Source organism: Polaromonas sp. LjRoot131, from assembly GCF_964252805.1.
Lineage (GTDB): Bacteria > Pseudomonadota > Gammaproteobacteria > Burkholderiales > Burkholderiaceae_C > Polaromonas.
Genome location: NZ_CAXUPF020000004.1, coordinates 444,873 through 469,011, shown reverse-complemented (window position 1 = coordinate 469,011; position 24,139 = coordinate 444,873). Strand labels below are relative to the sequence as shown.

Sequence of the window (24,139 nt, the reverse complement as noted above, 5' to 3'; positions counted from 1 at the left end):
GTCATCATGAACAAGGCAAGGAATACCTTCGCGGCGCTGCTGGCGATGGCGGCATTGGGCGGCTGCGCCGGCGGCAACTGGCAGGATGCCGGTCCGCTGTACCGCTGCGAGCACGGCATCGAGTTCCGCGCCAAATTCATCGACGACACCGCGCTGCTGGAAGGCCCCGGCGGTCGTGACCTGCTCCAGCGCGACGCCGGCGGCGAAGGGCCGCGGCAGACGGTTTACAGCAACCCGCGCATGCGCGCCGAGTTCGGCCTGGGTGCCAGCGGGCGTGAAGCGGTGTTGCGTTATCCCTTGCTGCCGTTAGTAGCACGTTGCGTGCGTGACTAACGCACTGAGAGGCGAACCTCGACCCGCATTCCGTCGCGCCGCGTCGACTGGCGGCTGTCGGCGATGCCGCTGCTGTTGCCGGCGCTCGCATCGTCCGACTCGGCCACGGTGACCCATTCCCCGAGGCGCACGCTCAGCGAGGTGCTGGTGGACGATGAGGACAAGGGCGCCATCGGCGACGAGCCTGCGCGGCTCGCCTGTCCCGCGGCCAGCTCGAGCTCCACACTGTCGCCGCCGTACCAGAGCGGCCGTGCCGAAAAACCGCTGTTGGCATCGATGAACACGGTGGCGGCCTGGCGCCCCTGCACCAGGCGCAGCGGCTGGCTGTTGCCCAGGTTGATGTTGGCGGGGCGGCCGTTGAGCACTAGCACGCGCTGCACCAGGTCGCGCGTGTCGCTGCGCTGGCTGTCCTGGGCCGTGATGTGGGCATTGGCACCCGAGCGCCCCGGTTGCAGCACGATACCGCCTTGCGCGCCCAGGGCGCTTTGGGAGCGCAGGCTGCTGCCGGCCTGCCGCACTTCGATCTGCAGGTTGCGCATGGGCAGGGCTTCGGCGCCCTGATTCGGATTGCCCGCGGGTTGCGCCATCAACCAGTCGGGGGAAAACAAGAAGGGCATCAAGCCCAGGGCGCAAACGGCGGTTCGGAATTTCATCATGGAGATCTCCAATGCAAGCTAACATGGTACTGAAGTCAGTTGCCCGCCCGCCGTTTCACGCCATCAGAGGCCGTGAGCGCCGTGATTCACACCCGTGCCCCATGAGCCCAAAAGCAAAAGTTATCGCCTGGATTTTTGGCATTGTTGCCGCGTATGCCGCGAGCGTCGGCATCGGTGCCTATCGCATCGTCTCCTCGGACATGTTTCCGCTGGCCAAGAAGGGCTTGGCGGCCTACCTTATCGCCACGAAGTCCAGCGAGGCAAACAAGCCGATTCACTTCAAATGGTGGTCGTCCTGGTATTTCAAAAACAGCACCTCGGATGGGATGGCGCAGTTTTTACTCTGCACCGCTTCCGCCCCGCGTTGTCACAGCATCATTGCCTACGGCGCCGCCGGCAAGTGGCACATCACGGTTGACGGCCACCTGGTCAATACCGACCACTGGATAGTCCAGGCCGACGGCCGCCTGGTGAATGCCGAAAAACCGCCGCTGAAATAAGCCGCGGCTGGGCGATCAGGCTAGATGCCCGAGGGGCAGCGCGCTGCTGGCCTTGACCTCGCCCAGTGAAAAGCTGGTGTGCAGGTCTTTCACATTGGGCAGGTTGATCAGGTTCTGCAGCGCGAACTTGCTGAAGGCCTCCAGGTCCTGCGCCACCACCTGCAATTCAAAAGTGCCGGTGCCGCTGATGTAGTGGCAGGAGACGATCTCCGGCAGTTTCTTGATGGCCTCCTCGAGCTGGCGCGTGGCGTCGCCGCTGTTGCGGTCGGCGTCCAGGCGCACAAAGGCCAGCACGCCCAGGCCTATCTTGTGGCGGTTGATCTCGGCCCGGTAGCCGGTGATGAAACCGCTTTCTTCCAGCGCCCGTACGCGCCGCCAGCAGGGGGCGGCCGACAGGCCCACACGCGAGGCCAATTCGGTGTTGGTCAGCCGCGCGTCAAGCTGCAACTCATTCAGGATGGCGATGTCAAACTTATCTAATCTTTCCATGTTTGCCATTTTGCAGCAATATTCTTTCCAGAACCACCCTAAATCAGGCAAACAAAGCAAAGACATATCAGGGCCGGCGGCATACACTTTGCATGCATATAGAGGGCCGGCCCTAACCGGGCTGTCCTTGCCAGCCTGCCCACAAGGCGGTACTAACAAACAGTCCTGGAGACCCACGAACATGAACGCGCCCCTACCTGAACACATCCGCAAAGCGCTGGAAACCGTCACGCTGGATGAAAACCCGCAAAGCGGGTTTCGCCGAAGGCACAAGTACTCAGGCGGCGAAGCCGGCTGTGCTGGATTTGTCGTCGAGCTTGTTCGTATGGGAGTTGCAGCATGAACGCCCCGCTTCCCGAGCACATCCGCAGGGCGCTGGAAACCGTCACGCTCGACGACAAATACAGCCTGGAGCATGGCCGCGCCTTCATGAGCGGCGTCCAGGCGCTGGTCCGCCTGCCCATGCTGCAGCGCACGCGCGATGCCATGGAAGGCCTGAACACGGCGGGTTTTGTCAGCGGCTACCGCGGCTCGCCGCTGGGCGGCTATGACCAGGCGCTGTGGGCCGCCAAAAAGCACCTGGCCGCGCAGAACATCGTGTTCCAGCCCGGCGTCAATGAAGAGCTGGGCGCCACCGCCGTCTGGGGCACGCAGCAGCTGGACCTGTACCCGCAAAGCAAAAAATTCGACGGCGTGTTCGGCATCTGGTACGGCAAGGGCCCGGGTGTGGACCGCTGCTCGGACGTCTTCAAGCACGCCAACATGGCGGGCACCGCGAAACACGGCGGCGTGATCGCGATTGCCGGCGACGACCACGTGTCCAAGAGCTCCACCGCCGCCCACCAGAGCGACCACATCTTCAAGGCCTGCGGCCTGCCGGTGTTCTTCCCGTCGAATGTGCAGGATATCCTGGACATGGGGCTGCATGCCTTCGCCATGAGCCGTTTTTCGGGCGTCTGGTCGGGCATGAAAACCATCCAGGAAGTCGTCGAGTCCTCGAGCTCCATCCTGGTCGACCCGGACCGCGTGAAGATCATCATCCCCGAAGACTTCGAAATGCCGCCCGGCGGCCTGCACATCCGCTGGCCCGATGCGCCGCTGGAGCAGGAAGCGCGGCTGATGGACTACAAGTGGTATGCCGCGCTGGCCTACATCCGCGCCAACAAGCTCAACTACAACGTCATCGCCGGCCCCAAGGACCGCTTCGGCCTGATCGCCAGCGGCAAGGCCTTCAACGACACGCGGCAGGCGCTGGCCGACCTGGGCCTGGATGAAGAGACCTGCCACCAGCTGGGCATACGCCTGCACAAGGTCAACGTGGTCTGGCCGCTGGAAGCCACCATCACGAGGGACTTCGCCGAAGGCCTGCAGGAAATCCTGGTGGTGGAAGAAAAACGCCAGGTCATCGAATACCAGATCAAGGAAGAGCTCTACAACTGGCGCGCCGACGTGCGGCCCAATGTGCTGGGCAAGTTCGACGAGCCCGAGGGCGATGCCTCGGGCGGCGAATGGGGCCGCTCCAACCCGAGCGACAACTGGCTGCTGCGCGCCAAGGCCGACCTGACGCCGGCCATCATCGCCAAGGCGATCGCCAAGCGCCTGAAAAAACTCGGCGTGCCGGCCGACGTGATCTCGCGCATGGACGAGCGCCTGGCCGTGATCGAAGGGCGCGAACGGGCGCTCGCCGAAGGCAAGGCCGACACCGGCGAGCGCGCGCCCTGGTTCTGCAGCGGCTGCCCGCACAACACCAGCACGCGCGTGCCCGAAGGCTCGCGCGCCGTGGCCGGCATTGGCTGCCACTACATGGCGACCTGGATGGACCGCTCCACCTCCACCTTCACCCAGATGGGCGGCGAAGGCGTGACCTGGGTGGGCCAGGCGGCCTTCACGACCGACGCGCACATTTTTGCCAACCTCGGTGACGGTACCTACTTCCACAGCGGGCTGCTGGCGATACGCCAGGCCATCGCCTCGGGCGTGAACATCACCTACAAGATTCTTTACAACGACGCGGTCGCCATGACGGGCGGCCAGCAGGTCGGTGAGCGGCCCGAAGGCCACTCGGTGCTGCAGATCATGCAAAGCCTGCGCGCCGAAGGCGTGGCCAAACTGGTGATCGTGACCGACGAGCCGCAGAAGTACGACGGCGCGCCGCTGCTCGAGGGCGTGACGGTGCACCACCGCGACGAGCTGGACCGCATCCAGCGCGAGTTCCGCGAACTCAAGGGCACAACCGCCATCATTTACGACCAGACCTGCGCCACGGAGAAGCGCCGCCGCCGCAAGCGCGGCACCCTGGTGGATCCGGAAAAGCGCGTGGTCATCAACGAGCTGGTCTGCGAAGGCTGCGGCGACTGCTCGGTGCAGTCCAACTGCCTGTCGGTGGAGCCGCTGGAGACCGAATTCGGCCGCAAGCGCCGCATCAACCAGAACAGCTGCAACAAGGACTATTCCTGCGTGAAGGGTTTCTGCCCCAGCTTCATCACCGTTGAAGGCGGCCAGCTGAAGAAGCCGAAAAAAGAAAAGAAGGGCGGCATTTCCAGCCTGCCGCCGGTTCCCGAGCCGGTGCTGCCCGTGGCCGAAAACGCCTGGGGCATCGTGGTCGGCGGCGTCGGCGGCACCGGTGTCATCACCATAGGCCAGCTGCTGGGCATGGCCGCGCACATTGAAGGCAAGGGCGTGGTCACCCAGGACGCCGGCGGCCTGGCGCAAAAAGGCGGCGCGACCTGGAGCCACATCCAGATCGCCAACCGTCCTGAAGCGATTTACACCACCAAGGTGGACACCGCCAAGGCCGACCTGGTCATCGGCTGCGACCCGATCGTGGCCGCCAGCAAATACACGCTCACCGTCATGCAGCCGGGCCGCACCTATGTGGCCATGAATTCGCACGGCACGCCGACGGCGGCCTTTGTGACCAACCCCGGCTGGCAGTTCCCTGGCGGCAATTGCGAAACGGCCGTGACTTCCGCAGTGGGCGCTGACTTGTTGGGCAGCTTCGATGCCGAACAGGTGGCGGTGCAACTGGTGGGCGACTCGATCTACACCAACCCGCTGATGCTCGGCTTTGCCTGGCAAAAGGGGCGCGTGCCGCTGTCGCATGCCGCGCTGATGCGCGCCATCGAGCTCAACGGCGTGCAGGTCGACAACAACAAGGCGGCTTTTGAATGGGGCCGTCGCTGCGCGCACGACCTGGCCTCGGTGCAGGCATTGTTCAAGGCGGCGCAGGTCATTGAATTCGTGAAGAAGCCGGCTCTGGCCGAAATGCTGGCCAAGCGCGTGGACTTCCTCACGGCCTACCAGAACGCCGCCTACGCCCAGGCCTACCAGTCCTTTGTCGAGCAGGTACGTGGCGCCGAGGCGGTGCTGGGCAAAACGACGCTGACCGAAGCCGTCGCGCGTTACCTGTTCAAGCTGATGGCCTACAAGGACGAGTACGAGGTGGCGCGCCTGCACACCGACACGGCCTTCCTGGGCAAGGTCAACGCCATGTTCGAAGGCGACTTCAAGCTCCATTACCACCTTGCGCCGCCGCTCATCGCGCCGAAAAACGACAAGGGCGAGCTGCAGAAGAAGCAGTTCGGCCCCTGGATGCTGGGTGCGTTCAAGGTGCTGGCCCGCCTGAAGGGCCTGCGCGGCACGCCGCTGGACATCTTTGGCCGCACCGAAGAGCGGCGCACGGAGCGGGCGCTGATCGAGGAATACAAAACCAGCCTGGAAGAAGTGCTGGCGGGGCTGACAGCCGAAAACCACGCCACGGCGCTGGAAATCGCCCGGATTCCCGAAATGATCAAGGGTTACGGCCATGTCAAGGCGCGCCACCTGGCCGCCGCGCGGCCGCAGTGGGCTGCGTTGATGCAGTCCTTTCGTACCCCCGGATCTACCGTCCAGCGGAAAGCCGCCTGAGCCCGGGGCCGCTCCGGCCCCGGCCTTTTCCCGGCAAGCCGGCCTCGCGGCAAAGCCCGCGGCGGCCCGCTGCGCGTAAACCCGGCTTGAAAAGCCCCTGGGGCGCGCCAGTTACCCCTTGGTGCGGCTGCCCTGCCGCATACAATCGTGGACTCCGTGCGCCGTCCGTGCTGGACGGCGCGCGCGCCTTCTTTAATATGTTGTGGAGTTAGCCGTGTTCATTTCTTCCGCCTTTGCCCAAACCGCTCCAGCCGCAGCCGCCGGTGGTGACATGATGTCCTCGCTGACGGGCATGCTGCCCCTGGTGCTGATGTTTGTGGTGCTGTATTTCGTCATGATCCGCCCGCAGATGAAAAAGCAGAAAGAGCACCGCTCCATGATCGACGCGCTGGCCAAGGGCGATGAAGTCGCGACGGCCGGCGGCCTGCTCGGCAAGGTGACCAAGCTGGGCGACGTCTACCTGACCCTGGAACTGGCCCCTGGCGTTGAAGTCCAGCTGCAGCGCAGCGCCATCATCCAGGTCCTGCCCAAGGGCGCGATCAGCACGGCCAAGTAAGGCCATCAAGGCCCTTGTGAAGATCCACAGGGGCTTGCGGTATATCGGGGCTGCTGCCGTCACCATGTGAAGCAGGCGCCCCTTTTGTTCATTTGTCCACCAGGAACAGCCCTCCCATGAATCGTTACCCGGCCTGGAAGTACGCCATCATCGTGGTCGCACTGCTGATCGCGGCTCTGTACACACTGCCCAATTTCTTCGGTGAAGCACCTGCGGTCCAGGTGTCCAGCGGGAAATCCACAGTCAAAGTCGACACCACGACCATGGCAAAGGTCGAGCAGGTGTTAAAGGATGTCGGCGTGACAGCGAACGCCATCACCTTTGATGGCAATTCAGTGAAGGCGCGCTTTAGCGACACCGACACTCAACTCAAGGCGAGGGATGCGATCCAGAAGAGCCTTGTGCCTGACGCGAATGACCCTGACTATGTTGTCGCGCTCAATTTGCTGTCTTTGTCGCCATCCTGGTTGGCTCAACTCCATGCTTTTCCAATGTACCTGGGTCTCGATTTGCGCGGCGGCGTGCATTTGATGCTGCAGGTGGACATGCAGGCCGCGCTTACCAAGCGGGTCGAGTCCCTGGCCGGAGACATCCGCCTGTCGCTGCGCGAGAAGAACATCCGGCACGGCGGCATCAGCCGCAATGGGCAGGCCATTGAAATCAAGGTGCGCGACTCCGCCACCCTGGCCTCGGCCAAAGGGCTGATCCAGGACCAGTTTGCCGACCTGCAGACCGTCGATGCGCCGGAGGGCACCGAGTACAAACTGACGGCCACCATCAAGCCCGAAGCCGCTCGCCGCATCCAGGACCAGGCCCTTAAGCAGAACATGGTGACGCTGCACAACCGGATCAACGAACTGGGCGTGGCCGAGCCGGTGATCCAGCAACAGGGCATAGACCGTATCGTGGTGCAGCTTCCGGGTATCCAGGATCCTGCCCGGGTCCAGAGAATTATCGGCCGCACCGCCACGCTGGAAATGCGCCTGGTGGACGACAGCGCCGAGGCCCAAGCCGCTGTGAACAACGCCGGCGCCGTTCCTTTCGGCGATGAGCGCTTCTTTGAGCGCAACGGCCAGGCCGTGATCGTCAAGAAGCAGGTGATCCTGACCGGCGAGAGCCTGACGGATGCGCAGCCCGGCTTCGACTCGCAGAACCAGCAGCCCAAGGTGGACCTCACGGTCGATGCCAAGGGTGGGCGCATCATGCGCGATACCAGCCGCGAAAACCTCAAGAAGCGCATGGCCATCGTGCTGTTTGAAAAAGGCAAGGGCCAAGTCCTGACGGCACCGGTCATCCAGGGTGAACTCGGCAACCGCTTCCAGATTTCCGGCTCCATGAGCGTCACCGAAGCCAACGACCTGGCGCTGCTGCTGCGCGCCGGCTCGCTGGCCGCGCCCATGGAAATCATCGAAGAGCGCACCATAGGCCCGACCCTGGGCGCCGACAACATCCTCAAGGGCTTTCACAGCGTGTCCTGGGGTTTTGTCGTGATCGTGGCTTTCATGGCGGCGTATTACATGCTCTTCGGCCTGTTCTCGGGCCTGGCGCTGGCCGTCAACCTGCTGCTGCTGGTGGCGGTGCTGTCCATGCTGCAGGCGACCCTGACCCTGCCCGGCATGGCGGCCATGGCGCTGGCGCTGGGCATGGCCATCGATTCCAACGTGCTGATCAACGAGCGGGTGCGTGAAGAGCTGCGCAGCGGGGCGTCGCCGCAGGCGGCCATCCACGCGGGCTACGAACGGGCCTGGGCCACCATCCTGGACTCCAACATCTCGACGCTGATCGCCGGCCTGGCCTTGCTGGCCTTCGGTTCCGGCCCGGTCCGCGGTTTCGCGGTGGTGCATTGCATCGGTATTTTGACCAGCATGTTCTCGGCGGTGTTTTTCTCGCGCGGCCTGGTCAACCTCTGGTACGGCCGCCAGAAAAAGCTCAAGTCGGTTTCCATCGGCACCGTGTGGCGGCCCGCCGCGTCCGGCGACGTGGCGACCAAATAATCCCGGCCTTTTCCTGAGTTTCCCAAGGACCCCAAATGGAATTCTTCAAAATCCGGCGCGACATTCCGTTTATGCGGCATGCCTTGATTTTTAACATCATCAGTTTTGCGACTTTCGCGCTGGCCGTCTTCTTCCTGATCACGCGCGGCCTGCACCTGTCGGTGGAGTTCACCGGCGGCACGCTGATGGAGGTGAACTACACCCAGGCCGCCGACGTCGGGAAGATCCGCGACACCGTGTCCGGCCTGGGGTTCACCGACGTGCAGGTGCAGAACTTCGGCACTTCGCGCGACGTCATGATCCGCCTGCCCGCCCAGAAGGGCGTGAGCACCGCACAGCAGAGCGACAAGGTGCTGGGCGCCCTGAAGGCCGCCAGCCCCGACGTGACGCTGCGCCGCACCGAGTTTGTCGGCCCGCAGGTCGGCGAGGAGCTGGCCCACGACGGGCTGAAGGCGCTGGCCATGGTGGTCTTCGGCATCATGGTCTACCTGGCCTTCCGCTTTGAATGGAAGTACGCGGTGGCGGCCATCATCGCCAACCTGCACGACGTCGTCATCATCCTGGGCTTCTTCGCCTTCTTCCAGTGGGAATTTTCGCTCGCCGTGCTGGCCGCCGTGCTGGCGGTGCTGGGTTACTCCGTCAATGAGTCGGTGGTGATTTTCGACCGGATCCGCGAGAACTTCCGCCGCTACCGCAAGATGAACACCGTGGAGATCATCGACAACGCGATCACCTCCACCATCAGCCGCACCATCATCACCCACGGTTCGACCCAGATCATGGTCTTGTCCATGTTGTTATTCGGCGGCCCTACACTTTTTTACTTCGCCCTGGCACTGACCATCGGTATCCTGTTCGGCATTTATTCCTCGGTTTTTGTGGCGGCTGCGATCGCGATGTGGCTGGGCATCAAGCGGGAAGACCTGGTCAAGGCGCCGGCCAAAAAAGGCGAAGATCCCAATGACCCCAACGCAGGGGCCACGGTGTAAGCTATAGGCTAATCATCCAGGGCGGTCGTGGCTCCAAGCAACAAAAATAACAGTCTTCTGGTCGAGCAGGCTCGTGCGCTGTTTACGGAGCGTGCCGCACGGATATTGCCCGCACTGGCCAAAACCATCCAGGACAAGCTGTCCGCGCTCGTCGACCAGCCTGGCAGCGCCCGCGACATGCAGGAGCGGCGCGACGGCTGGATGGCCTTCCAGAAAAGCGGCGATGCCTGGGTCCGCGGCACCGCCGCGGCCTGGACCAACGCGCAGTCCATTCCCGCCGCCAACTCGCCTGCCCGCTTCCTGGACAGCGGAAAATTCGAACTGATGGGCAACGACGTGATGGAGGACAAGATCCTCGCCTCACGCCTGGCCCTGCGCCTGCTCGATTTCGCCAGCTGGGAGCTCAACGACCTTCGCTTGCGCATCCAGAACCTGGAAGGGATTTCCGAACTCCACAAGCAGGACATCCTGCGTCCCGAAGTGCTCGCCCAGCATCTGGTCGAGCAGTGGAGCATTGCCGCCCTGCCCCGCGAAGTCTGGGTCACGGTCCAGAGCGCCATCCAGAAGGACATGGGTGAGCACCTGCTCGAAACCTACCACGCGACCAACGAATTCCTGGTGCAGCAGGGCGTGATGGCCGAAATCGACCTGAGGCCGCTGGTCAAGCGCACGCCTTCGGCCGTCGGTGCCGCTTCTGGCACCCCCGCCAAGACGGCCGCTGAAGCGCAGAGAGACAAGGCCCCGCAGGGCGGCGACCCCCGGGCTGGGTCCGGCATGGCGGGTGGCGGTGCTTCAGGCGGTGGTGCGGCCTACGGCGGCCCCGGCGGGAACAATGCCTCATCTTCCTATGGTGACTCCGGCGGCCGGGGCCCGGCTTCCGCGGGCGGTGCCCGGGGAGGCAGTTCCGGCGCAGCTTCATCTTCATCCTCCAGGGGCGGCACCGCCTCCCCCTACGGCGGTACCGGCAGCGGAGTGACAGGCGGCGGCCCGCGAGGCGCCGGCGGCGCGGCCGGCGGCGGCGTGCCGGGTGGGCCGGCAGCGGGCCGTTTCTCGGGCGGTGGCGCAGCGGCTCCCGGCGCGGTAGGCCGTCCCGGCGGCCCCGGCAATGCGGGCAACGGCGCCCAGAGCGCCGGCAGGCCCCCTGCGGCACAAGGCCCGGAAGCCACCACGGGTCCCGGCCAGGGGGTGCACGAAGAAACCCGCATGCAGACCGCCACCACGCCCCTGGCCAGGGCACGCATGCGCGCCCAGGGCGTGATGGGGCAACTCAAGCGCCTGCTGACGAACCAGGCGGTGGGTTTCGACGATACACGGCCCAGCCAGGCCTCGCCGCAGCTGGCGCAGGCCATGGCCAGCGTGGAGCGCGCGGAAGAAACCGGCGCGGAACGCACGCTGCTGGCGGATGCCCAGGGCCAGGTCTATGGACAGGCGCAGGTGGACCAGGCCGCGGGCGTCCTGCGCGAGCGCACCACCAAGCTCAAGGAGGCTGCCTCCACCTCCTCCGAAAAAGCGACGATTGAAATTGTGGCCTTGATGTTCCAGAGCATCCTGGCCGAAGACCGCATTCCCGCAGTGATCCGTGTCTGGTTTGCGCGCCTGCAGATGCCGGTGCTGCGCGTGGCGATCTCCGAGCCCGAGTTCTTCGAGTCCCTGCAGCACCCTGCGCGCCGCCTGATAGACCGCATGGGCTCCTGCGTGCTCGGCTTCGACGTCACGGTGGCGGGCGGTGTGCTCGAGGCCGAAATCAAGCGCGTCGTGCAGGTGATCGAGCAATACCCCGAAACCGGGCGCCGGGTGTTCCAGCTCGTCTACGATGAGTTCGATAAATTCCTGTCCAGGTTTCTGTCGGAGCACGGCAGCACCGCCCGCGTGGTGAGCGTGGCCCAGCAGGTCGAACAAAAAGAGACCATGACCATCCAGTACACCATTGAGATGCGCAACATGCTCAATGACATGCCGGTCCGCGATGAAATCCGCGAATTCCTGTTCAAGGTGTGGGCCGAAGTGCTGGCGATCGCCGCCATGAAAAACGGCCCGCAGCATGAGGAGACCCTCACGCTCAAGCGGGCCGCCGCCGACCTCGTATGGGCGGCCAGCGCCAAGCCCAACCGCAACGACCGCGCCCGCGTGATCGCCGACCTGCCCAAATTGCTGCAACTGCTGCGCCTGGGCATGTCCATGCTGGGCCTGGGCGTGGCCGACCAGGACGGGCATCTGAAAATCATCAGCGACACGCTGGCCGACGCCTTCATGTCCAAGACCGACGCGATTCCCGTGGAGAAGGTGGAGGCCATGGCCAAGCGCCTGACCAACCTCGAGGATTACCTGTCCGACGAGGATGTCGGCGATCTGCCGCTGGATACCGAGAGCCTGGTCACCATGATAGGCATAGACTCCACCGACATCGAGGTGATTGCCGACGGCGGCAGCCATCCCACCGAGGCCATGCGCGCCTGGGCCAAGGAGCTGCAGCTGGGTTCCTGGTTCAGCCTGGACCACAACGGCAAGGTCAGCCACGTGCAGTTCGCCTGGTGCAGTGACCGCAAGCAGTTGCACCTGTTCGCCTCCGTCGAGGGCCGCAATTTCCTGATCCAGGCGCGCCGCCTGGCCGCCTACCTGCAGGCGGGCTTGCTGGTGCCGACGGAAGAAGAAGCGTTGACGGTGCGCGCCACGCGCGATGCGCTGGCCAAGCTCGACGCCAATCCCGAGCGCCTGCTGGGCTAGGCTTTCAATTCCGAATTGGAAGGGCGCCTTGGAGCGCGGAGCCGGCCACCGGCGTTCAGCGCCCGGTTCAGTGGGCCAGGCGAAATTCCGAGTCGTCGCACAGTTCGTCGAGCACCAGCGCATCGGGCTCTTCGCCAAAACTCCAGTACACCATGAGGACGATGATTTTCAGGTCGTCCAGCGACACCGGGTCGCCGGGGGCCGCCATGGCGCGGTCGATAACGATCTCGCGCATGTGCGGCGGCAGCACGCCGGAGGATTCAAGGAAGCTCACAAAACCCAGGCTTTGCGCGCCCAGGTGCACCTGCTCGGCGACGGAGTACACACGCAGGCTGCCGGCAGATTGCGGCTGGATGGCGTGAACGGTTGCGGGGGATACATCGCTGGTGTCTTGCGGGGCTTTGGCCGGCAGGCTGATCTGTGTGCCCTGGGCCGCGGCATTCAGGCCGTCGAGCCAGACAAGGGCTGCCTGGATTTCCTCGGCATCGAAGCCCGCCGCGGTGAGTTTGCGGCCCAGTCGGTGGAGTTCGGGGCAAGCGTCACCTTGCCAGTAATTCTCGTAGACGTACACCAGTACTTCAAACATGCACCCAATATAACGCAGATGCAGCCGGCCGTGTCAATCATCCGGCCAGGGGCTTGAGGCGCATCGGAATTCGCCGCGTCAACCCGCTGCGAGACGCTGGAACAGCCCGCCCGGCAAGCGCACCACCTGCCCGCACAGTTCGAGTTCCAGCAGGCTGGCCTGCAGCCGCGCGGTGTCCAGCCCGGTGCGCGCCTGCAAGGCGTCCAGGCTGACGGGGTCAAAGCCCAGGGCAGCGATCAGCGGGTCACCGGCGTCCGGGCCGCCCTCCGGCTCATCGTTGCCGGCTGGGCGAGGGGCGGTGGAAAGCCTGAGCTCTTCCAGCACGTCCTGCGCCACTTCCACAAGCTTCGCGCCCTGCTTGATCAACGCATGGCAGCCGCGGGACTGGGGCGAGTGGATGGAGCCGGGAATGGCAAAGACCTCCTTGCCCTGCTCCGCCGCCAGCCGTGCCGTGATCAGCGAGCCCGATTGCAGCGCCGCTTCCACCACCAGGGTGCCGCGGGACAGGCCCGAGATGATGCGGTTGCGCCGCGGGAAATTGGCCGCCAGCGGCGGCGTGCCGAGCGGAAATTCGCTGACGATCATGCCGTGCTGCGCAATCCGGTGCGCCAGCGCGAGATGCTTCTTGGGATAGACCCTGTCCAGCCCGGTGCCCACCACGGCAATCGTCTCGCCGCCGCCCAGCAGGGCGCCATCGTGCGCCGCGCCGTCAATGCCCAGGGCCAGCCCCGAGACCACGCAAAGCCCGGCGCCGCCGAAGGCCTTGGCGAACTGCCGGGCATTGGCCTCGCCTTGCGGCGTCGGGTTGCGGCTGCCGACGATGGCGATAAGCGGAGCCGCCGTTGGCTGCGCGGCCAGCGTGCCCAGCATGTAGAGCATCAGGGGCGGGTCCTCGATGTCGAGCAGGGCTGTGGGGTAGGCGGCGTCGCCCAGCGTGGCGACCCGCCTGTCGTCGCCGGCCTGCAGCCATTCGAGGGTGAGCTGCAGCTGGGCCGCCAAAGCCGGCGGCTCTGCCTGGATGGCCTTGGCCAGCTTGGTGGTGCCGAGTTGTGTGAGGGCGGCCGCGCTCTGTCTGAAGACGGCCTGCGCCGACCCAAAAGCTGCCAGCAGTTTGCGCGCGGTGTCGTTTCCCACGCCGGGGGAAAGGGTCAATCGCAGCCAGGCCTGGAGCTCTTGCGTGTCCACGTCGGTCTGGCTTTGGGAGAGGGCCGGCGATGGGCGGGCGTGTCGGCGCCGCGTCCGCGGGCCGCGCCGTGGCGGGCCCGGACGCAGGCGGCGCGCTTAATTCGGGTTGACGAAGCGGTCGCCGACCTTGACGCCGTCGGTGATCTGCAGGATCAGCGCGTAGGAGAGCTTGTCAAAGGTGCGGAACACCATCATCAAGCCGTTGCGCTCGTTGGGCAGCTTGATCTGCGGCCGTGCGCTGTCGGTCTTGTCGGCCAGGCGCTCGCCGTCCTTGAGGATGGCCATCACATGGCCGCGCTCAAGCCCGTCCGCGGCGCCCCGGTTGATCACCACGACCTGGTTTTCAGCCGCATTTGCCACGGCGCTGCCGTAAATGGAGACGATCTGGCCCGTGATAGGGGTGGCGGGCGCGTGCGGGACGTAGCTGACCAGCTCCCGGGCGGGCTCGGGCAGCAGGCGGTCGCCCACCCGCATTTCTTCCTTGGTGGACACGATGTCAATCGTGGCGGGCACGATTTCCGGCTGGGGCTTGCCGTCCTTGCCTGGAATCTGGGTGACGGATTCGCCGCGCATGAGTTCGGCCTTGCCGATGTATTGCGCCTCGTAGCCCAGGATCTGCTGGGTGGTCGGGTCTTTCAGGGCCGTGGCATTGCGGTAGACGCGGTAATCCAGCGGCTGGCCTTTTGCGTCGCTCAGGGGAGTGCCGGTGGCAACGCCGCCCACGTACTCGCCGCGCGCATAGGCGCGGTCGCCACGGCTCAGCAGCACGCGCCCTTCCTGGGCGGCGACGATGCGGGGAGCCCTTGAAAAGGTCGCATCGTCAACCAGGACGGCTTCCGAGAGGAAGGGTTCGATGACATTGTTCGCCAGCGTGGGAATCGAGTTGTCGGCCAGGGATTCGTAGCGGGTGCGGGGCGACACGCGCACCGTGTCCGTCGGCGGGCCGTCGCTCGAGGCCTGGCGCGTGCGCAGGGTGGCGCGGCCACCAGTCTTGTCCAGGTAAAGGTGCTGCCCGGGGTAGATGCGGTGGGGGTTGCGGATGTCCTGCAGGTTCATGCCCCACAGTTCCGGCCAGCGCCAGGGGCTTTTGAGGAACATGCCGGAGATGGCCCACAGCGTGTCGCCGCGCTTGACGGTGTATTCGTCCGGGGCGTTGGGCGCCAGTTCGCTGAGCGGGACGCCCGCCTGGGCCACCTGGGTGGCTGTTGCTTTTTGGCCCGGTGTGATGGGGAAATTCTGGGCATGCAGGCCGCCGGCAATGCCCAGAAGGGCGGTGGCGGCTATTGAAATTTGACTGAAACGACCAAAAATTGTTTGCATCTTTGTAGGCCTTCGGCGCTTTTAGGGGACTGGCACGGCATGATCCGCAACGGTTACAGGCGGAAAAGACCGTGTCATATCTTGATAAATTACTAACGATTTTGTACCTAAGCCCTTGATTAAGCAACGAATACACGATTCTGGGAATATCAGGATGCTGAAAAACCGAGAAAAGTGGCGAAAATAGCGACATCTCCCCTTCGCCCCTCCTTTTCCCTTGCCTTCCCCCATGAGCCAGCTGACCATTCTTCGTTACCCCGATCCCCGCCTGCACACGGTGGCCAAACCCGTGGCGGCCGTGGACGCCCGCCTGCGCAAGCTGGCCGACGACATGTTTGAAACCATGTATGAGGCGGCGGGCATAGGCCTGGCCGCCACCCAGGTTGACGTGCATGAGCGCCTGATCGTGATCGACGTCAGCGAGGACCGCAACCAGCCCATGGTGCTGATCAACCCCGAAATCGTCTGGGCCAGTCCTGAAACGCGCGTCGGCGACGAAGGCTGCCTGTCCGTGCCCGGCATTTATGACGGGGTGGAGCGCTCCACGGCGATCAAGGTCCAGGCCCTGGACCTGGACGGCAAGCCGCAGGTCTACGAAGCCGAAGGCATGCTGGCGGTCTGCATCCAGCATGAGATGGACCATCTGCTGGGCAAGGTGTTTGTCGAATACCTCTCTCCCTTGAAGCGCAACCGCATCAAGACCAAGATGATCAAGCAGAAAAAGGATGAGGACCGCGACGCCGCCCGCTGAGCGCCCGCGGGGCTTTGGCGCCCCCCGGTCCGGGATTTCCCTAGGACTCTTTAGAATCAGGCGCCATGCGCGTCATTTTTGCCGGTACCCCTGAGTTCGCCCGAGTCGCCGTCGAAAGATTGCACGCAGCCGGTTTTGAGATCCCCCTGGTCCTGACCCAGCCCGACCGCCCCGCCGGCCGCGGCATGAAACTGCAAGCCTCCCCCGTCAAACAATGGGCTGAAACCGCCCATATCACGGTCGCCCAGCCCCGCAGCCTGCGCCTGGACGGCAAATTTCCCGATGACGCAGCCAGCGCCCGTGAGGCCATCACCGCCGCGCGTGCGGACCTCATGGTGGTCGCGGCCTACGGCCTGATTCTTCCGCAATGGGTGCTGGACGCCCCCAGGCTCGGCTGCCTCAATATCCATGCGTCCTTGCTGCCGCGCTGGCGCGGCGCCGCCCCCATCCACCGCGCCATCGAGGCCGGCGACACGGAGACCGGCATCACCATCATGCAGATGGATGCCGGGCTGGACACCGGTGACATGCTGCTGGTGGACCGATTGCCCATCGCCGCGCAAGACACCACAGCCTCCCTGCACGACAGGCTGGCCGGCCTGGGCGGGCGGCTCATCGTCGAGGCGCTGGAACTCGCGGCCTGCGGCGGTCTCACGGCCACGCCCCAGCCTTCGGAGGGCGTGACCTACGCCCACAAGATTGAAAAGCACGAGGCCATGATCGACTGGACGCAAAGCGCTACCGTGCTGGAACGCCGTATCCGCGCTTTCAATCCCTTTCCAGGTGCGGCCGGGGTGTTGGCGGGCCAGACCCTCAAGTTCTGGCGCGCCGAAATCCTCGCCGGTGCGGCCCGGCCCGCCGGCGCAGAGGCCGGCCAGGTGCTGGCCGCCGGCGCTGAAGGCATAGACATCGCCGCCGTCGACGGCGTGCTGCGTGTAAGCCGCCTGCAAAAAGCCGGCGGCAAGGCGCTGGATGCGGCCGATTTTTTACGCGGTTTCGACATCCGGCCCGGCATGGTGTTCAGCCAGGCGCCGGCAGATCAACAGGAATGAGGGTTTTGTGAAAACATTGTTCAAGCATCCGGAGTTCCGGGTGGGCGCCAGCGAACTCGCGGCGGTGGCGCCCGGCATTGCCGCCTGGGGCCTGATGACGGGCGTGGCCATGGCCAAGTCGGGCATGAGCCTGATCGAGGTGCTGCTCATGGCCATCCTGGTGTTTGCCGGCAGCTCGCAGCTCGCGGCGCTTCCGCTCATCGTGGCCGGCGCCCCCATGTGGGTGATCCTGGCGACCTCGTTCTGCGTCAACCTGCGTTTTATGGTCTTCAGCGCCCACCTGCGTCCCTATGTGATGCACCAGAGCCTGTGGCAGCGCCTGATATACGGCTACGCCATGGCGGACCTCAACTACGTGCTGTTCACCAAGCGCTTCCCGCACCCTTCCACCGACCCGCTGGTCATCCGCGGGCAGGAGGCCTACTGGGTCGGCAGCTGCGGGGTCAGCTGGGTCAGTTGGGTCAGCGCCAGCCTGCTGGGCGTCGCGCTGGCCAACTCCATTCCGCTGTCCTGGGGCCTGGGCTTTGCCGGCATCCTCGCGCTGCTGGGCATCATGTGCTCGCTGGCCACCACACGGCTGCGCGTGGTGTCGGCCGGCATTGCAGGCGCGGCCGCCGTGGCCACCTTTGCCTTGCCGCTCAAGCTCAACATCCTGGTGGGCATCGCCGCCGCGGTGGCCGTCTGCCTGCTGCTTGAAAAACCGGTGCCGGCCAAGCCCGCCGCACCCGCGCCCGGCACCGGAGACGCCGCATGAACCAGACCGATCTCTGGACCGTGGCCACCATCCTCGGCATGACGGCGATCACCGTCCTCACGCGCTGCTTCTTTTTCCTGTCGGACAAACCCTGGACCCTGCCGGCCTGGGCCCAGCGCGGCCTGCACTACGCGCCCATCGCCGCATTGGCGGCGGTCATCGTGCCGGAAATGGTGATGACCCAGGGCCACCTGATCGCCACCTGGAAGGACGCCCGCCTTTTTGCCGTCATTGCGGGCACCGCCTGGTATTACTGGCGCCACGGCGTGCTGGGCACCATCCTGGCCGGCATGGCGGTTTACCTGCCGCTGCACATCCTCCTGGGTTGGTAGGTAAGCAAACGCAAAGGTGCTTCGCGGCAGGCTTCAGGGAAAAACGCCCGCCTACAATTGCGGCAGCTCAGGCCGGCACCGGCCTGAAGATCCACATCCCTTGCGAGCCTTTCCATGAATTTCATCCGTTTCTCCGACCTGTGCGCCAGCGGCAAAGTTGCCGGCAAGCGCGTGTTCATCCGTGCCGACCTCAACGTGCCGCAGGACGATGCCGGCAACATCACCGAAGACACGCGCGTGCGTGCTTCCATCCCCTGCATCCAGATGGCGCTGGACGCCGGCGCGGCTGTCATGGTGACCTCCCACCTCGGGCGTCCGGTGGAAGGCGAATTCAAGCCGGCCGACTCGCTGGCGCCCGTGGGCAAGCGCTTGGGTGAACTCATGAAACGCGAAGTGCCCGTGATGTCCAACTGGGTGGATGGCGTGGATGTCAAACCCGGCCAGCTGGTGCTGCTTGAGAACTGCCGCCTCAACAAGGGCGAGAAGAAAAACAGCGAAGAGCTGGCCCGCAAGATGGCGGCACTCTGCGATATTTTTGTGCACGACGCCTTCGGCACCGCGCACCGCGCCGAAGCCTCCACCTACGGCATCGCGCAGTTTGCGCCCGTGGCCAGTGCCGGCCCGCTGCTGGCCGCCGAAATGGATGCGATCTCCAAGGCGCTGTCCAGCCCGCGCCGGCCGCTGGTCGCCATCGTGGCCGGCAGCAAGGTGTCGACCAAGCTCACCATCCTCAAGTCGCTGGCCGCCAATGTGGACCAGCTCATCGTGGGCGGCGGCATCGCCAACACCTTCATGCTGGCCGCCGGCCTGAAGATAGGCAAAAGCCTGGCCGAAGCCGATTTGCTGGCTGAAGCCAAGGCCGTGATCGAAGCCATGAAGGCGCGCGGCGCCGAAGTGCCGATCCCGACCGACGTGGTCACCGCCAAGGCCTTTGCCGCCGACGCGCCGGCCACCGTCAAAGCAGCCACCGACGTCGCCGACGACGACCTGATCCTCGACATCGGCCCGCAAACCACTGCCCGGCTCGCGGCGCAATTGATGGCCGCCGGCACCATTGTCTGGAACGGCCCGGTCGGCGTGTTCGAGTTCGACGCGTTTGCCAAAGGCACCGAAGGCATCGCGCGCGCCATTGCCGACAGCAGCGCGTTCTCGATTGCCGGCGGCGGCGACACGCTGGCTGCGATCGCCAAGTACGGCATTGAAAAGCAGGTGGGCTACATCTCCACCGGCGGTGGCGCTTTCCTCGAAGTGCTGGAAGGCAAGACGCTGCCAGCTTTTGAAATTCTGCAGAAACGCGCCGCGGGCTGAGCGCTTTCGCGGGGCGCCGCAGGGGTCGGTAATGGCCCCGGGCGCCAAATTGGTAACGCCTCCGTAACTGTTTCCGTGTGAAAATCAGAAACTAAATTACATGGAGACATTCCCTATGCCGCGTCGCGCCACCAAGATCGTTGCCACCCTCGGACCCGCCTCCAGCGACCCCGCACTGCTGGAGAAAATGATCCGCGCCGGCGTCAACGTGGTGCGCCTCAATTTCAGCCACGGTACCGCCCAGGACCATGTGGACCGGGCCCAGCTGGTGCGCGAAGCCGCCCAGCGCGCCGGCCGCGAAGTCGCCATCATGGCCGACCTGCAAGGCCCCAAGATCCGCGTCGGCAAGTTCGCCGAAGGCAAGGTCCAGCTCGAGCCCGGCGAGAAATTCATCCTCGACGCCTCCCGCACCGAGCCCGGCGACCTGAGGGGCGTGGGCCTGGACTACAAGGAACTGCCGCGCGACGTCAAAGCCGGCGACGTGCTGCTGCTCAATGACGGCCTGATCGTGCTCACCGTCGACGTGGTGCGCGGCGAAGAAGTGCACACCACCGTCAAGCTGGGCGGCGAGCTGTCCAACAACAAGGGCATCAACAAGCAGGGCGGCGGCCTGACCGCCCCGGCGCTGACCGCCAAGGACATGGAAGACATCAAGACGGCCATGAGTTTCCAGGCCGACTACGTCGCCGTGAGCTTTCCCAAGAACGCCACCGATATGGAAATGGCGCGCCAACTGTGCAACGTGGCCGCCGCGCCCTACAAGCACAAGCCCGGCCTGATCGCCAAGATCGAGCGCGCTGAGGCCATTCCCAAGCTTGAAGAAATCCTGCGCGTCAGCGACGGCATCATGGTGGCCCGCGGCGACCTGGCCGTGGAAGTCGGTAACGCCGCCGTGCCGGCGCTGCAAAAACGCATGATCAAGATGGCGCGCGCCGGCGACAAGGTCGTCATCACCGCCACGCAGATGATGGAGTCCATGATCGTCAACCCGGTGCCCACGCGCGCCGAGGTCAGCGACGTCGCCAACGCGGTGCTGGACGGCACCGACGCGGTGATGCTCAGTGCCGAAACCGCCGCCGGCAAATACCCGCTGGAGACGGTTGAGGAAATGGCCAAGATCTGCGAGGAAGCCGAGAAAGCCGAATACAAGGAGCTGGAGGGCGATTTCTCCGGCAAAACCTTCAGCCGCATCGACCAGTCCATCGCCATGGGCGCGCTGTTCACGGCGCACCACCTGGGCGCCAAGGCCATCGTCGCGCTGACCGACAGCGGCTCCACCCCCCTGTGGATGAGCCGCCACGACATCCGCGTGCCGATCTACGCGCTCACGCCGCGCCTGGCGACGCAGCGCAAGATGGCGCTGTACCGCAACGTGCGCCCCCTGCTGATGGACACCAGCGCCGACCGCGACACCGCGCTCGAGCAGGCCGAAGGCCATCTCTTGCGCCGCAACATCGTGCAAAGCGGCGACGTGTACGCCATCACCTGCGGCGAGCCCATGGGTGCGCCGGGCGGCACCAACATGCTCAAAATCTGCAGAGTGGCTTAGATATAGAGCCCCCACGGTCGCTCACTTCGTGTAGCTCCCTGCCCCCCGAGGGGGCCGCCCGCCTGCGGTCTGGCAAAGCCAGTCCCGCGGCTCATGCTGGTGGAATACCAGCCCTCCGCGGCGGTCGCTGGGTTTATGACCCTGGCGCCGCGAGTACAGGCACCTGCACCTGAGCCGGCGACGGCTTTTGTGAAAGCATTTGGCTGACGATGTTGTCGACCAGCGCCGCCGAGACCCAGCACAGCCAGGCGGTCCAGAGCGTATGGCTCATGTAATGGGCGCCGCGCACCTGTTGCGCCAGGCCCAATATGAAACCTGCCAGTAGCGCTCCCGCCAGCCAGCGCCGCGCCGCGCGGGGCCGGGCGTGGCGGAACGCAAAAAAGCCACCGAGGAAAGCAAAACCCGCCGAGGCATGGCCGGCAGGAAAGCAGCCGCCGCTGCCGCCGTCGTGCACGCCCCAGGCCCAGTGCGATACATAGGCCACCGTGCCGCCGAATTCATGCAGTTCCCAGGGGCAGCTCGTCAGGCTGTGCAGCTTGAGGGTGGAGACCGCCAGCAGCGACACCAGTGTGGTCAGCGCCAGTTGCACGCGCCGCTCCACGGCCAGCCGGCGCAGGGCGCCGAAAGGCCGCACGACGGCCGCCAGCAGCGCCAGTTCCACCCCCCAGGGCAGCCAGCGGATGTCGTCGTGCAGGGTGCCGCGCCAGAACCAGTGGTCTTCCAGGGGAAAACCGGCCGGGGTGCCGAACCCGTGTGCCATCCACAGGTCCAGGCCTGAATGGTCCCAGGCCAGCAGCAGCGCGAGGCCGAGCAGCGTTGCCAGGAAAACACGGGACGCGCGGGGGGCGCTGTCGCCAGCGAAGGAGTAAGCGGTCATGGGAGTTTCGCGCAAGCGAGTGGCCAAGGGGAAGCCGCAAGATAGTGGGAGCTTCTTAACTCACCCTTAAGGCCTTGCAGGCGGCCTGCGATATCCCCCGCCATGGCCCGCAGCGCCGACAATGGGCCCATGCGAATCCTGGTGGTGGAAGACGATGCCGGCATCGCCCTGGGCCTGCGGACCAACCTGCAGCAGCGGGGCTATGCGGTTGACGCCTGCGCCAGCCTGGCTTCGGCGTGGTCAGCCCTGTCCGGCGAGCCCTTTGACCTGGTGCTGCTGGACCTGGGCCTGGCGGACGGCGACGGCGGCGACCTGCTGCTGCAGCTTCGGCAGGCCCGCGCGGGCGCGGCCGGGGCTCTGCCCGACCCGCTGACGCCGGTGCTCATCATGACCGCGCGCGACCAGGTCGCCGACCGCATTTCGGGCCTCAACCTGGGCGCCGACGACTATCTGGTCAAACCCTTCGACCTGGATGAACTCGAGGCTCGCATGCGCGCGCTGCTGCGGCGCGCGGCGGGCCGCGCCCATCCGCTGCTGGTCCACGGCGAGCTGGTGATAGACCCGGCGGCCCGCACCGTGCTGCGCGCGGGTGCGGCCGTTGAGTTGGCGCCGCGTGAGTTCGCCTTGTTGCTCCTGCTGCTGGAGTCGCGCGGCCGGGTGCTGTCGCGCCAGCAGCTCGAAGCGCGCCTTTACAACTGGCAGGACGCCGTCGGCAGCAACGCGGTTGAGGTGCATGTGCACCACCTGCGGCGCAAGCTGGGTGAGGGCCTGATCCAGACCATGCGCGGCGTCGGTTATTTCATTCCGCGGGAGGATGGCGCATGAAGCCGGTTGTGCGTCCGCAGGCTTCGCTCACGCGCCGCCTTCTGCTGTGGGTGCTGGCGGCGCTGCTGCTGGTCTGGGCCGGTTTCGTGGCGGTGGGTTACCGGACAGGCGTCCATGAGGCCGGCGAGCTGACCGACGGACACCTGGCCGGTACGGCGACGCTCATGCTCAACCTGGACCTGCCGCCTTTTGTGGACGCCGCCCGGGAAACCGTCCGTCCCGTCCTTCCCGCGCTGAAGAGCCACGACTACCAGCCCTCCCTTAGCGTGCTGGTGCGCGATGCCGGCGGCCGGCTGCTGGCCCGCTCGGGCGACGCGCCCCTGCCGCCGTTCAGTGGGCAAGCCGGTTTCGCCGACCTGGAACTCGGCACGCCGCCGGCCATCTGGCGCAGTTTTTCGCAGTGGGATGCCTCGCACACGCGGCAGGTGATGGTGCTGGTGCGCGCCGACGAGCGCGATGAAATGGCCGCCGACGTCGCCGGCCAGCTGGCCGAGCCGGGCTTGTGGCTGCTGCCCGTGGTGGCGCTCGCGCTGGGGGCGGCCATCTGGCGCGGTTTGCGTCCCCTGCAGGCGCTGTCGCGCGACGTGGCTGAGCTTGAGGTGGACAAGGCCGAGCGCCTCGAGGCCCGCCATCCCTATCGCGAGTTCAACTCGGTCGTGCGTTCCATCAACACGCTGGTGGGCCAGCAGCAGGCTTCGCTGGAGCGCGAGCGCCAACTCGCCAGCGAGGTGGCGCACGAGTTGCGCACGCCGTTGGCTTCCATCGCCCTGCAGGCGGCCTCGCTGCGCGGCGAACTTTCGCCCGAGGCGCGCGAGCAGGCGCTGGCGCAGATAGGCGCCGACGCGATGCGCGCCGGGCACGTCATCGCCCAACTGCTTTCGCTGGCGCGGGCCAGCCGCGCCGACCTGCAGCAGCAAATGCAGCGCCTGGACCTGGGCGCGCTGGCCGGGCAGGTAGTGGCCGGCTACGCGCAGGCCTCCTGGGAAAGCGGCCACACGCTCAGCGTGCAAGGTGAGGAGGGGCTGCAGGTGCTGGCCCATCCGCTGCTGCTGGAGCTGGCTCTGCGCAATCTCGTCGATAACGCCCTGCACCACACGGCCCGCGGCACGGCTGTCTGCGTCCAGTGGGGTCGTGACGAAGGCGCGACGTGGCTGCAGGTCTGCGATGACGGCCAAGCCTCCCAGGGCACCGCGGCGCCCTCGGCCGAAAGGCTGGGCCTGGGCCACAAAATCGTCGGCCGCGTAATGGACGTGCACGGCGGCCGATTCACGCAGCCAGCTGCACCCGCGCCTTTTACACGCTGTTACCGCATGGTTCTGCCGCTAACTCCTTAAATAAGTGGTCTTTACGCAGCCGGTAGAATGAAGGCCTCGGTTACTTCGCGGTTACGGCCTTTGCATGCAGCCCTCGTGCTGCGCGGCCCTCTGCGGGGACCTCGCCTTTTTCGGCAGCG

General features: G+C 65.6%; 22 protein-coding genes. 16 read left to right on the top strand and 6 right to left on the bottom strand.

Annotated features, from left to right (window positions below; translation table 11 throughout):
* The first annotated feature begins 6 nt into the window (after positions 1-6).
* A complete protein-coding gene (locus ACSQ27_RS19685) occupies positions 7-333 on the top strand; it encodes a hypothetical protein (protein WP_436157168.1) in 327 nt (108 codons plus the stop codon).
* Here the strand turns inward: ACSQ27_RS19685 and ACSQ27_RS19680 are convergent.
* A complete protein-coding gene (locus tag ACSQ27_RS19680) occupies positions 330-989 on the bottom strand; it encodes a hypothetical protein (protein ID WP_436157167.1) in 660 nt (219 codons plus the stop codon). The genes ACSQ27_RS19685 and ACSQ27_RS19680 overlap by 4 nt on opposite strands.
* An 11-nt stretch (positions 990-1,000) precedes the next feature.
* Here ACSQ27_RS19680 and ACSQ27_RS19675 point away from each other — a divergent pair, with 11 nt between their 5' ends.
* Positions 1,001-1,489, top strand: coding sequence for a hypothetical protein (locus ACSQ27_RS19675; RefSeq protein WP_436157166.1), 489 nt, complete (start codon positions 1,001-1,003; stop codon positions 1,487-1,489).
* Positions 1,490-1,504: 15 nt separating this feature from the next.
* On the opposite strand, the gene ACSQ27_RS19670 is transcribed toward ACSQ27_RS19675, so the two are convergent.
* Entirely contained in the window at positions 1,505-1,978 is a 474-nt protein-coding gene (locus ACSQ27_RS19670) for an Lrp/AsnC family transcriptional regulator (RefSeq protein ID WP_436157165.1), read from the bottom strand.
* Positions 1,979-2,159: 181 nt separating this feature from the next.
* On the opposite strand from ACSQ27_RS19670, the gene ACSQ27_RS19665 reads away from it, so the two are divergent.
* The 6 genes from ACSQ27_RS19665 to ACSQ27_RS19640 all read left to right on the top strand — a co-directional run bounded on the left by ACSQ27_RS19665 (position 2,160) and on the right by ACSQ27_RS19640 (position 12,147).
* On the top strand, positions 2,160-2,321 hold the full coding sequence (locus ACSQ27_RS19665; protein WP_436157164.1) for a hypothetical protein: 162 nt from the start codon (positions 2,160-2,162) through the stop codon (positions 2,319-2,321).
* Positions 2,318-5,884, top strand: a complete 3,567-nt coding sequence (locus ACSQ27_RS19660) for an indolepyruvate ferredoxin oxidoreductase family protein (protein ID WP_436157163.1) — start codon at positions 2,318-2,320, stop codon at positions 5,882-5,884. Before ACSQ27_RS19665 ends, ACSQ27_RS19660 begins: the two co-directional genes overlap by 4 nt.
* Positions 5,885-6,098: 214 nt before the next feature.
* Positions 6,099-6,440 (top strand): preprotein translocase subunit YajC, encoded by a 342-nt coding sequence (yajC, locus tag ACSQ27_RS19655; RefSeq protein WP_436157162.1) that lies wholly within the window; start codon positions 6,099-6,101, stop codon positions 6,438-6,440.
* Between the two features lie 116 nt (positions 6,441-6,556).
* On the top strand, positions 6,557-8,434 hold the full coding sequence (gene secD / locus ACSQ27_RS19650; RefSeq protein ID WP_436157161.1) for a protein translocase subunit SecD: 1,878 nt from the start codon (positions 6,557-6,559) through the stop codon (positions 8,432-8,434).
* A 35-nt stretch (positions 8,435-8,469) separates the two neighbouring features.
* The gene (gene secF / locus ACSQ27_RS19645; protein ID WP_436157160.1) at positions 8,470-9,423 is read left to right on the top strand and encodes a protein translocase subunit SecF; all 954 of its coding nucleotides are present in this window, start codon (positions 8,470-8,472) and stop codon (positions 9,421-9,423) included.
* A gap of 27 nt (positions 9,424-9,450) precedes the next feature.
* Entirely contained in the window at positions 9,451-12,147 is a 2,697-nt protein-coding gene (locus ACSQ27_RS19640) for a DUF1631 family protein (protein WP_436157159.1), read from the top strand.
* Positions 12,148-12,214: 67 nt separating this feature from the next.
* Here the strand turns inward: ACSQ27_RS19640 and ACSQ27_RS19635 are convergent, their stop codons facing one another.
* From ACSQ27_RS19635 to ACSQ27_RS19625, 3 genes are all read right to left on the bottom strand, one after another.
* On the bottom strand, positions 12,215-12,733 hold the full coding sequence (locus ACSQ27_RS19635) for a DUF494 domain-containing protein (protein ID WP_436157158.1): 519 nt from the start codon (positions 12,731-12,733) through the stop codon (positions 12,215-12,217).
* A gap of 78 nt (positions 12,734-12,811) precedes the next feature.
* Positions 12,812-13,918, bottom strand: coding sequence for a DNA-processing protein DprA (gene dprA / locus ACSQ27_RS19630; RefSeq protein WP_436157157.1), 1,107 nt, complete (start codon positions 13,916-13,918; stop codon positions 12,812-12,814).
* Positions 13,919-14,014: 96 nt separating this feature from the next.
* The gene (locus ACSQ27_RS19625) at positions 14,015-15,238 is read right to left on the bottom strand and encodes a LysM peptidoglycan-binding domain-containing protein (protein WP_436157156.1); all 1,224 of its coding nucleotides are present in this window, start codon (positions 15,236-15,238) and stop codon (positions 14,015-14,017) included.
* A gap of 229 nt (positions 15,239-15,467) precedes the next feature.
* Here ACSQ27_RS19625 and def point away from each other — a divergent pair, with 229 nt between their 5' ends.
* The 6 genes from def to pyk all read left to right on the top strand — a co-directional run bounded on the left by def (position 15,468) and on the right by pyk (position 20,984).
* Complete coding sequence (gene def / locus ACSQ27_RS19620; RefSeq protein WP_436157155.1) at positions 15,468-15,989, top strand: peptide deformylase; 522 nt, start codon at positions 15,468-15,470, stop codon at positions 15,987-15,989.
* Between the two features lie 65 nt (positions 15,990-16,054).
* Positions 16,055-17,041 (top strand): methionyl-tRNA formyltransferase, encoded by a 987-nt coding sequence (fmt, locus tag ACSQ27_RS19615; protein ID WP_436157154.1) that lies wholly within the window; start codon positions 16,055-16,057, stop codon positions 17,039-17,041.
* Positions 17,042-17,048: 7 nt separating this feature from the next.
* The gene (locus ACSQ27_RS19610) at positions 17,049-17,795 is read left to right on the top strand and encodes an AzlC family ABC transporter permease (RefSeq protein WP_436157153.1); all 747 of its coding nucleotides are present in this window, start codon (positions 17,049-17,051) and stop codon (positions 17,793-17,795) included.
* Complete coding sequence (locus ACSQ27_RS19605) at positions 17,792-18,127, top strand: AzlD domain-containing protein (RefSeq protein ID WP_436157152.1); 336 nt, start codon at positions 17,792-17,794, stop codon at positions 18,125-18,127. The genes ACSQ27_RS19610 and ACSQ27_RS19605 overlap by 4 nt, the downstream gene beginning before the upstream one ends.
* 114 nt (positions 18,128-18,241) lie before the next feature.
* On the top strand, positions 18,242-19,435 hold the full coding sequence (locus tag ACSQ27_RS19600) for a phosphoglycerate kinase (protein WP_436157151.1): 1,194 nt from the start codon (positions 18,242-18,244) through the stop codon (positions 19,433-19,435).
* A gap of 115 nt (positions 19,436-19,550) precedes the next feature.
* A complete protein-coding gene (gene pyk / locus ACSQ27_RS19595; protein WP_436157150.1) occupies positions 19,551-20,984 on the top strand; it encodes a pyruvate kinase in 1,434 nt (477 codons plus the stop codon).
* Between the two features lie 133 nt (positions 20,985-21,117).
* Here pyk and ACSQ27_RS19590 read toward each other — a convergent pair whose 3' ends face one another.
* Positions 21,118-21,861 (bottom strand): phosphatase PAP2 family protein, encoded by a 744-nt coding sequence (locus tag ACSQ27_RS19590; protein WP_436157149.1) that lies wholly within the window; start codon positions 21,859-21,861, stop codon positions 21,118-21,120.
* A gap of 129 nt (positions 21,862-21,990) precedes the next feature.
* Here ACSQ27_RS19590 and ACSQ27_RS19585 point away from each other — a divergent pair, with 129 nt between their 5' ends.
* Both ACSQ27_RS19585 and ACSQ27_RS19580 read left to right on the top strand, forming a co-directional pair.
* Positions 21,991-22,686 (top strand): response regulator, encoded by a 696-nt coding sequence (locus ACSQ27_RS19585; protein ID WP_436157264.1) that lies wholly within the window; start codon positions 21,991-21,993, stop codon positions 22,684-22,686.
* Positions 22,683-24,020: a histidine kinase dimerization/phospho-acceptor domain-containing protein gene (locus ACSQ27_RS19580; RefSeq protein WP_436157148.1), complete on the top strand. Its 1,338-nt coding sequence runs from the start codon at positions 22,683-22,685 to the stop codon at positions 24,018-24,020. The genes ACSQ27_RS19585 and ACSQ27_RS19580 overlap by 4 nt, the downstream gene beginning before the upstream one ends.
* Positions 24,021-24,139 lie beyond the last annotated feature (119 nt).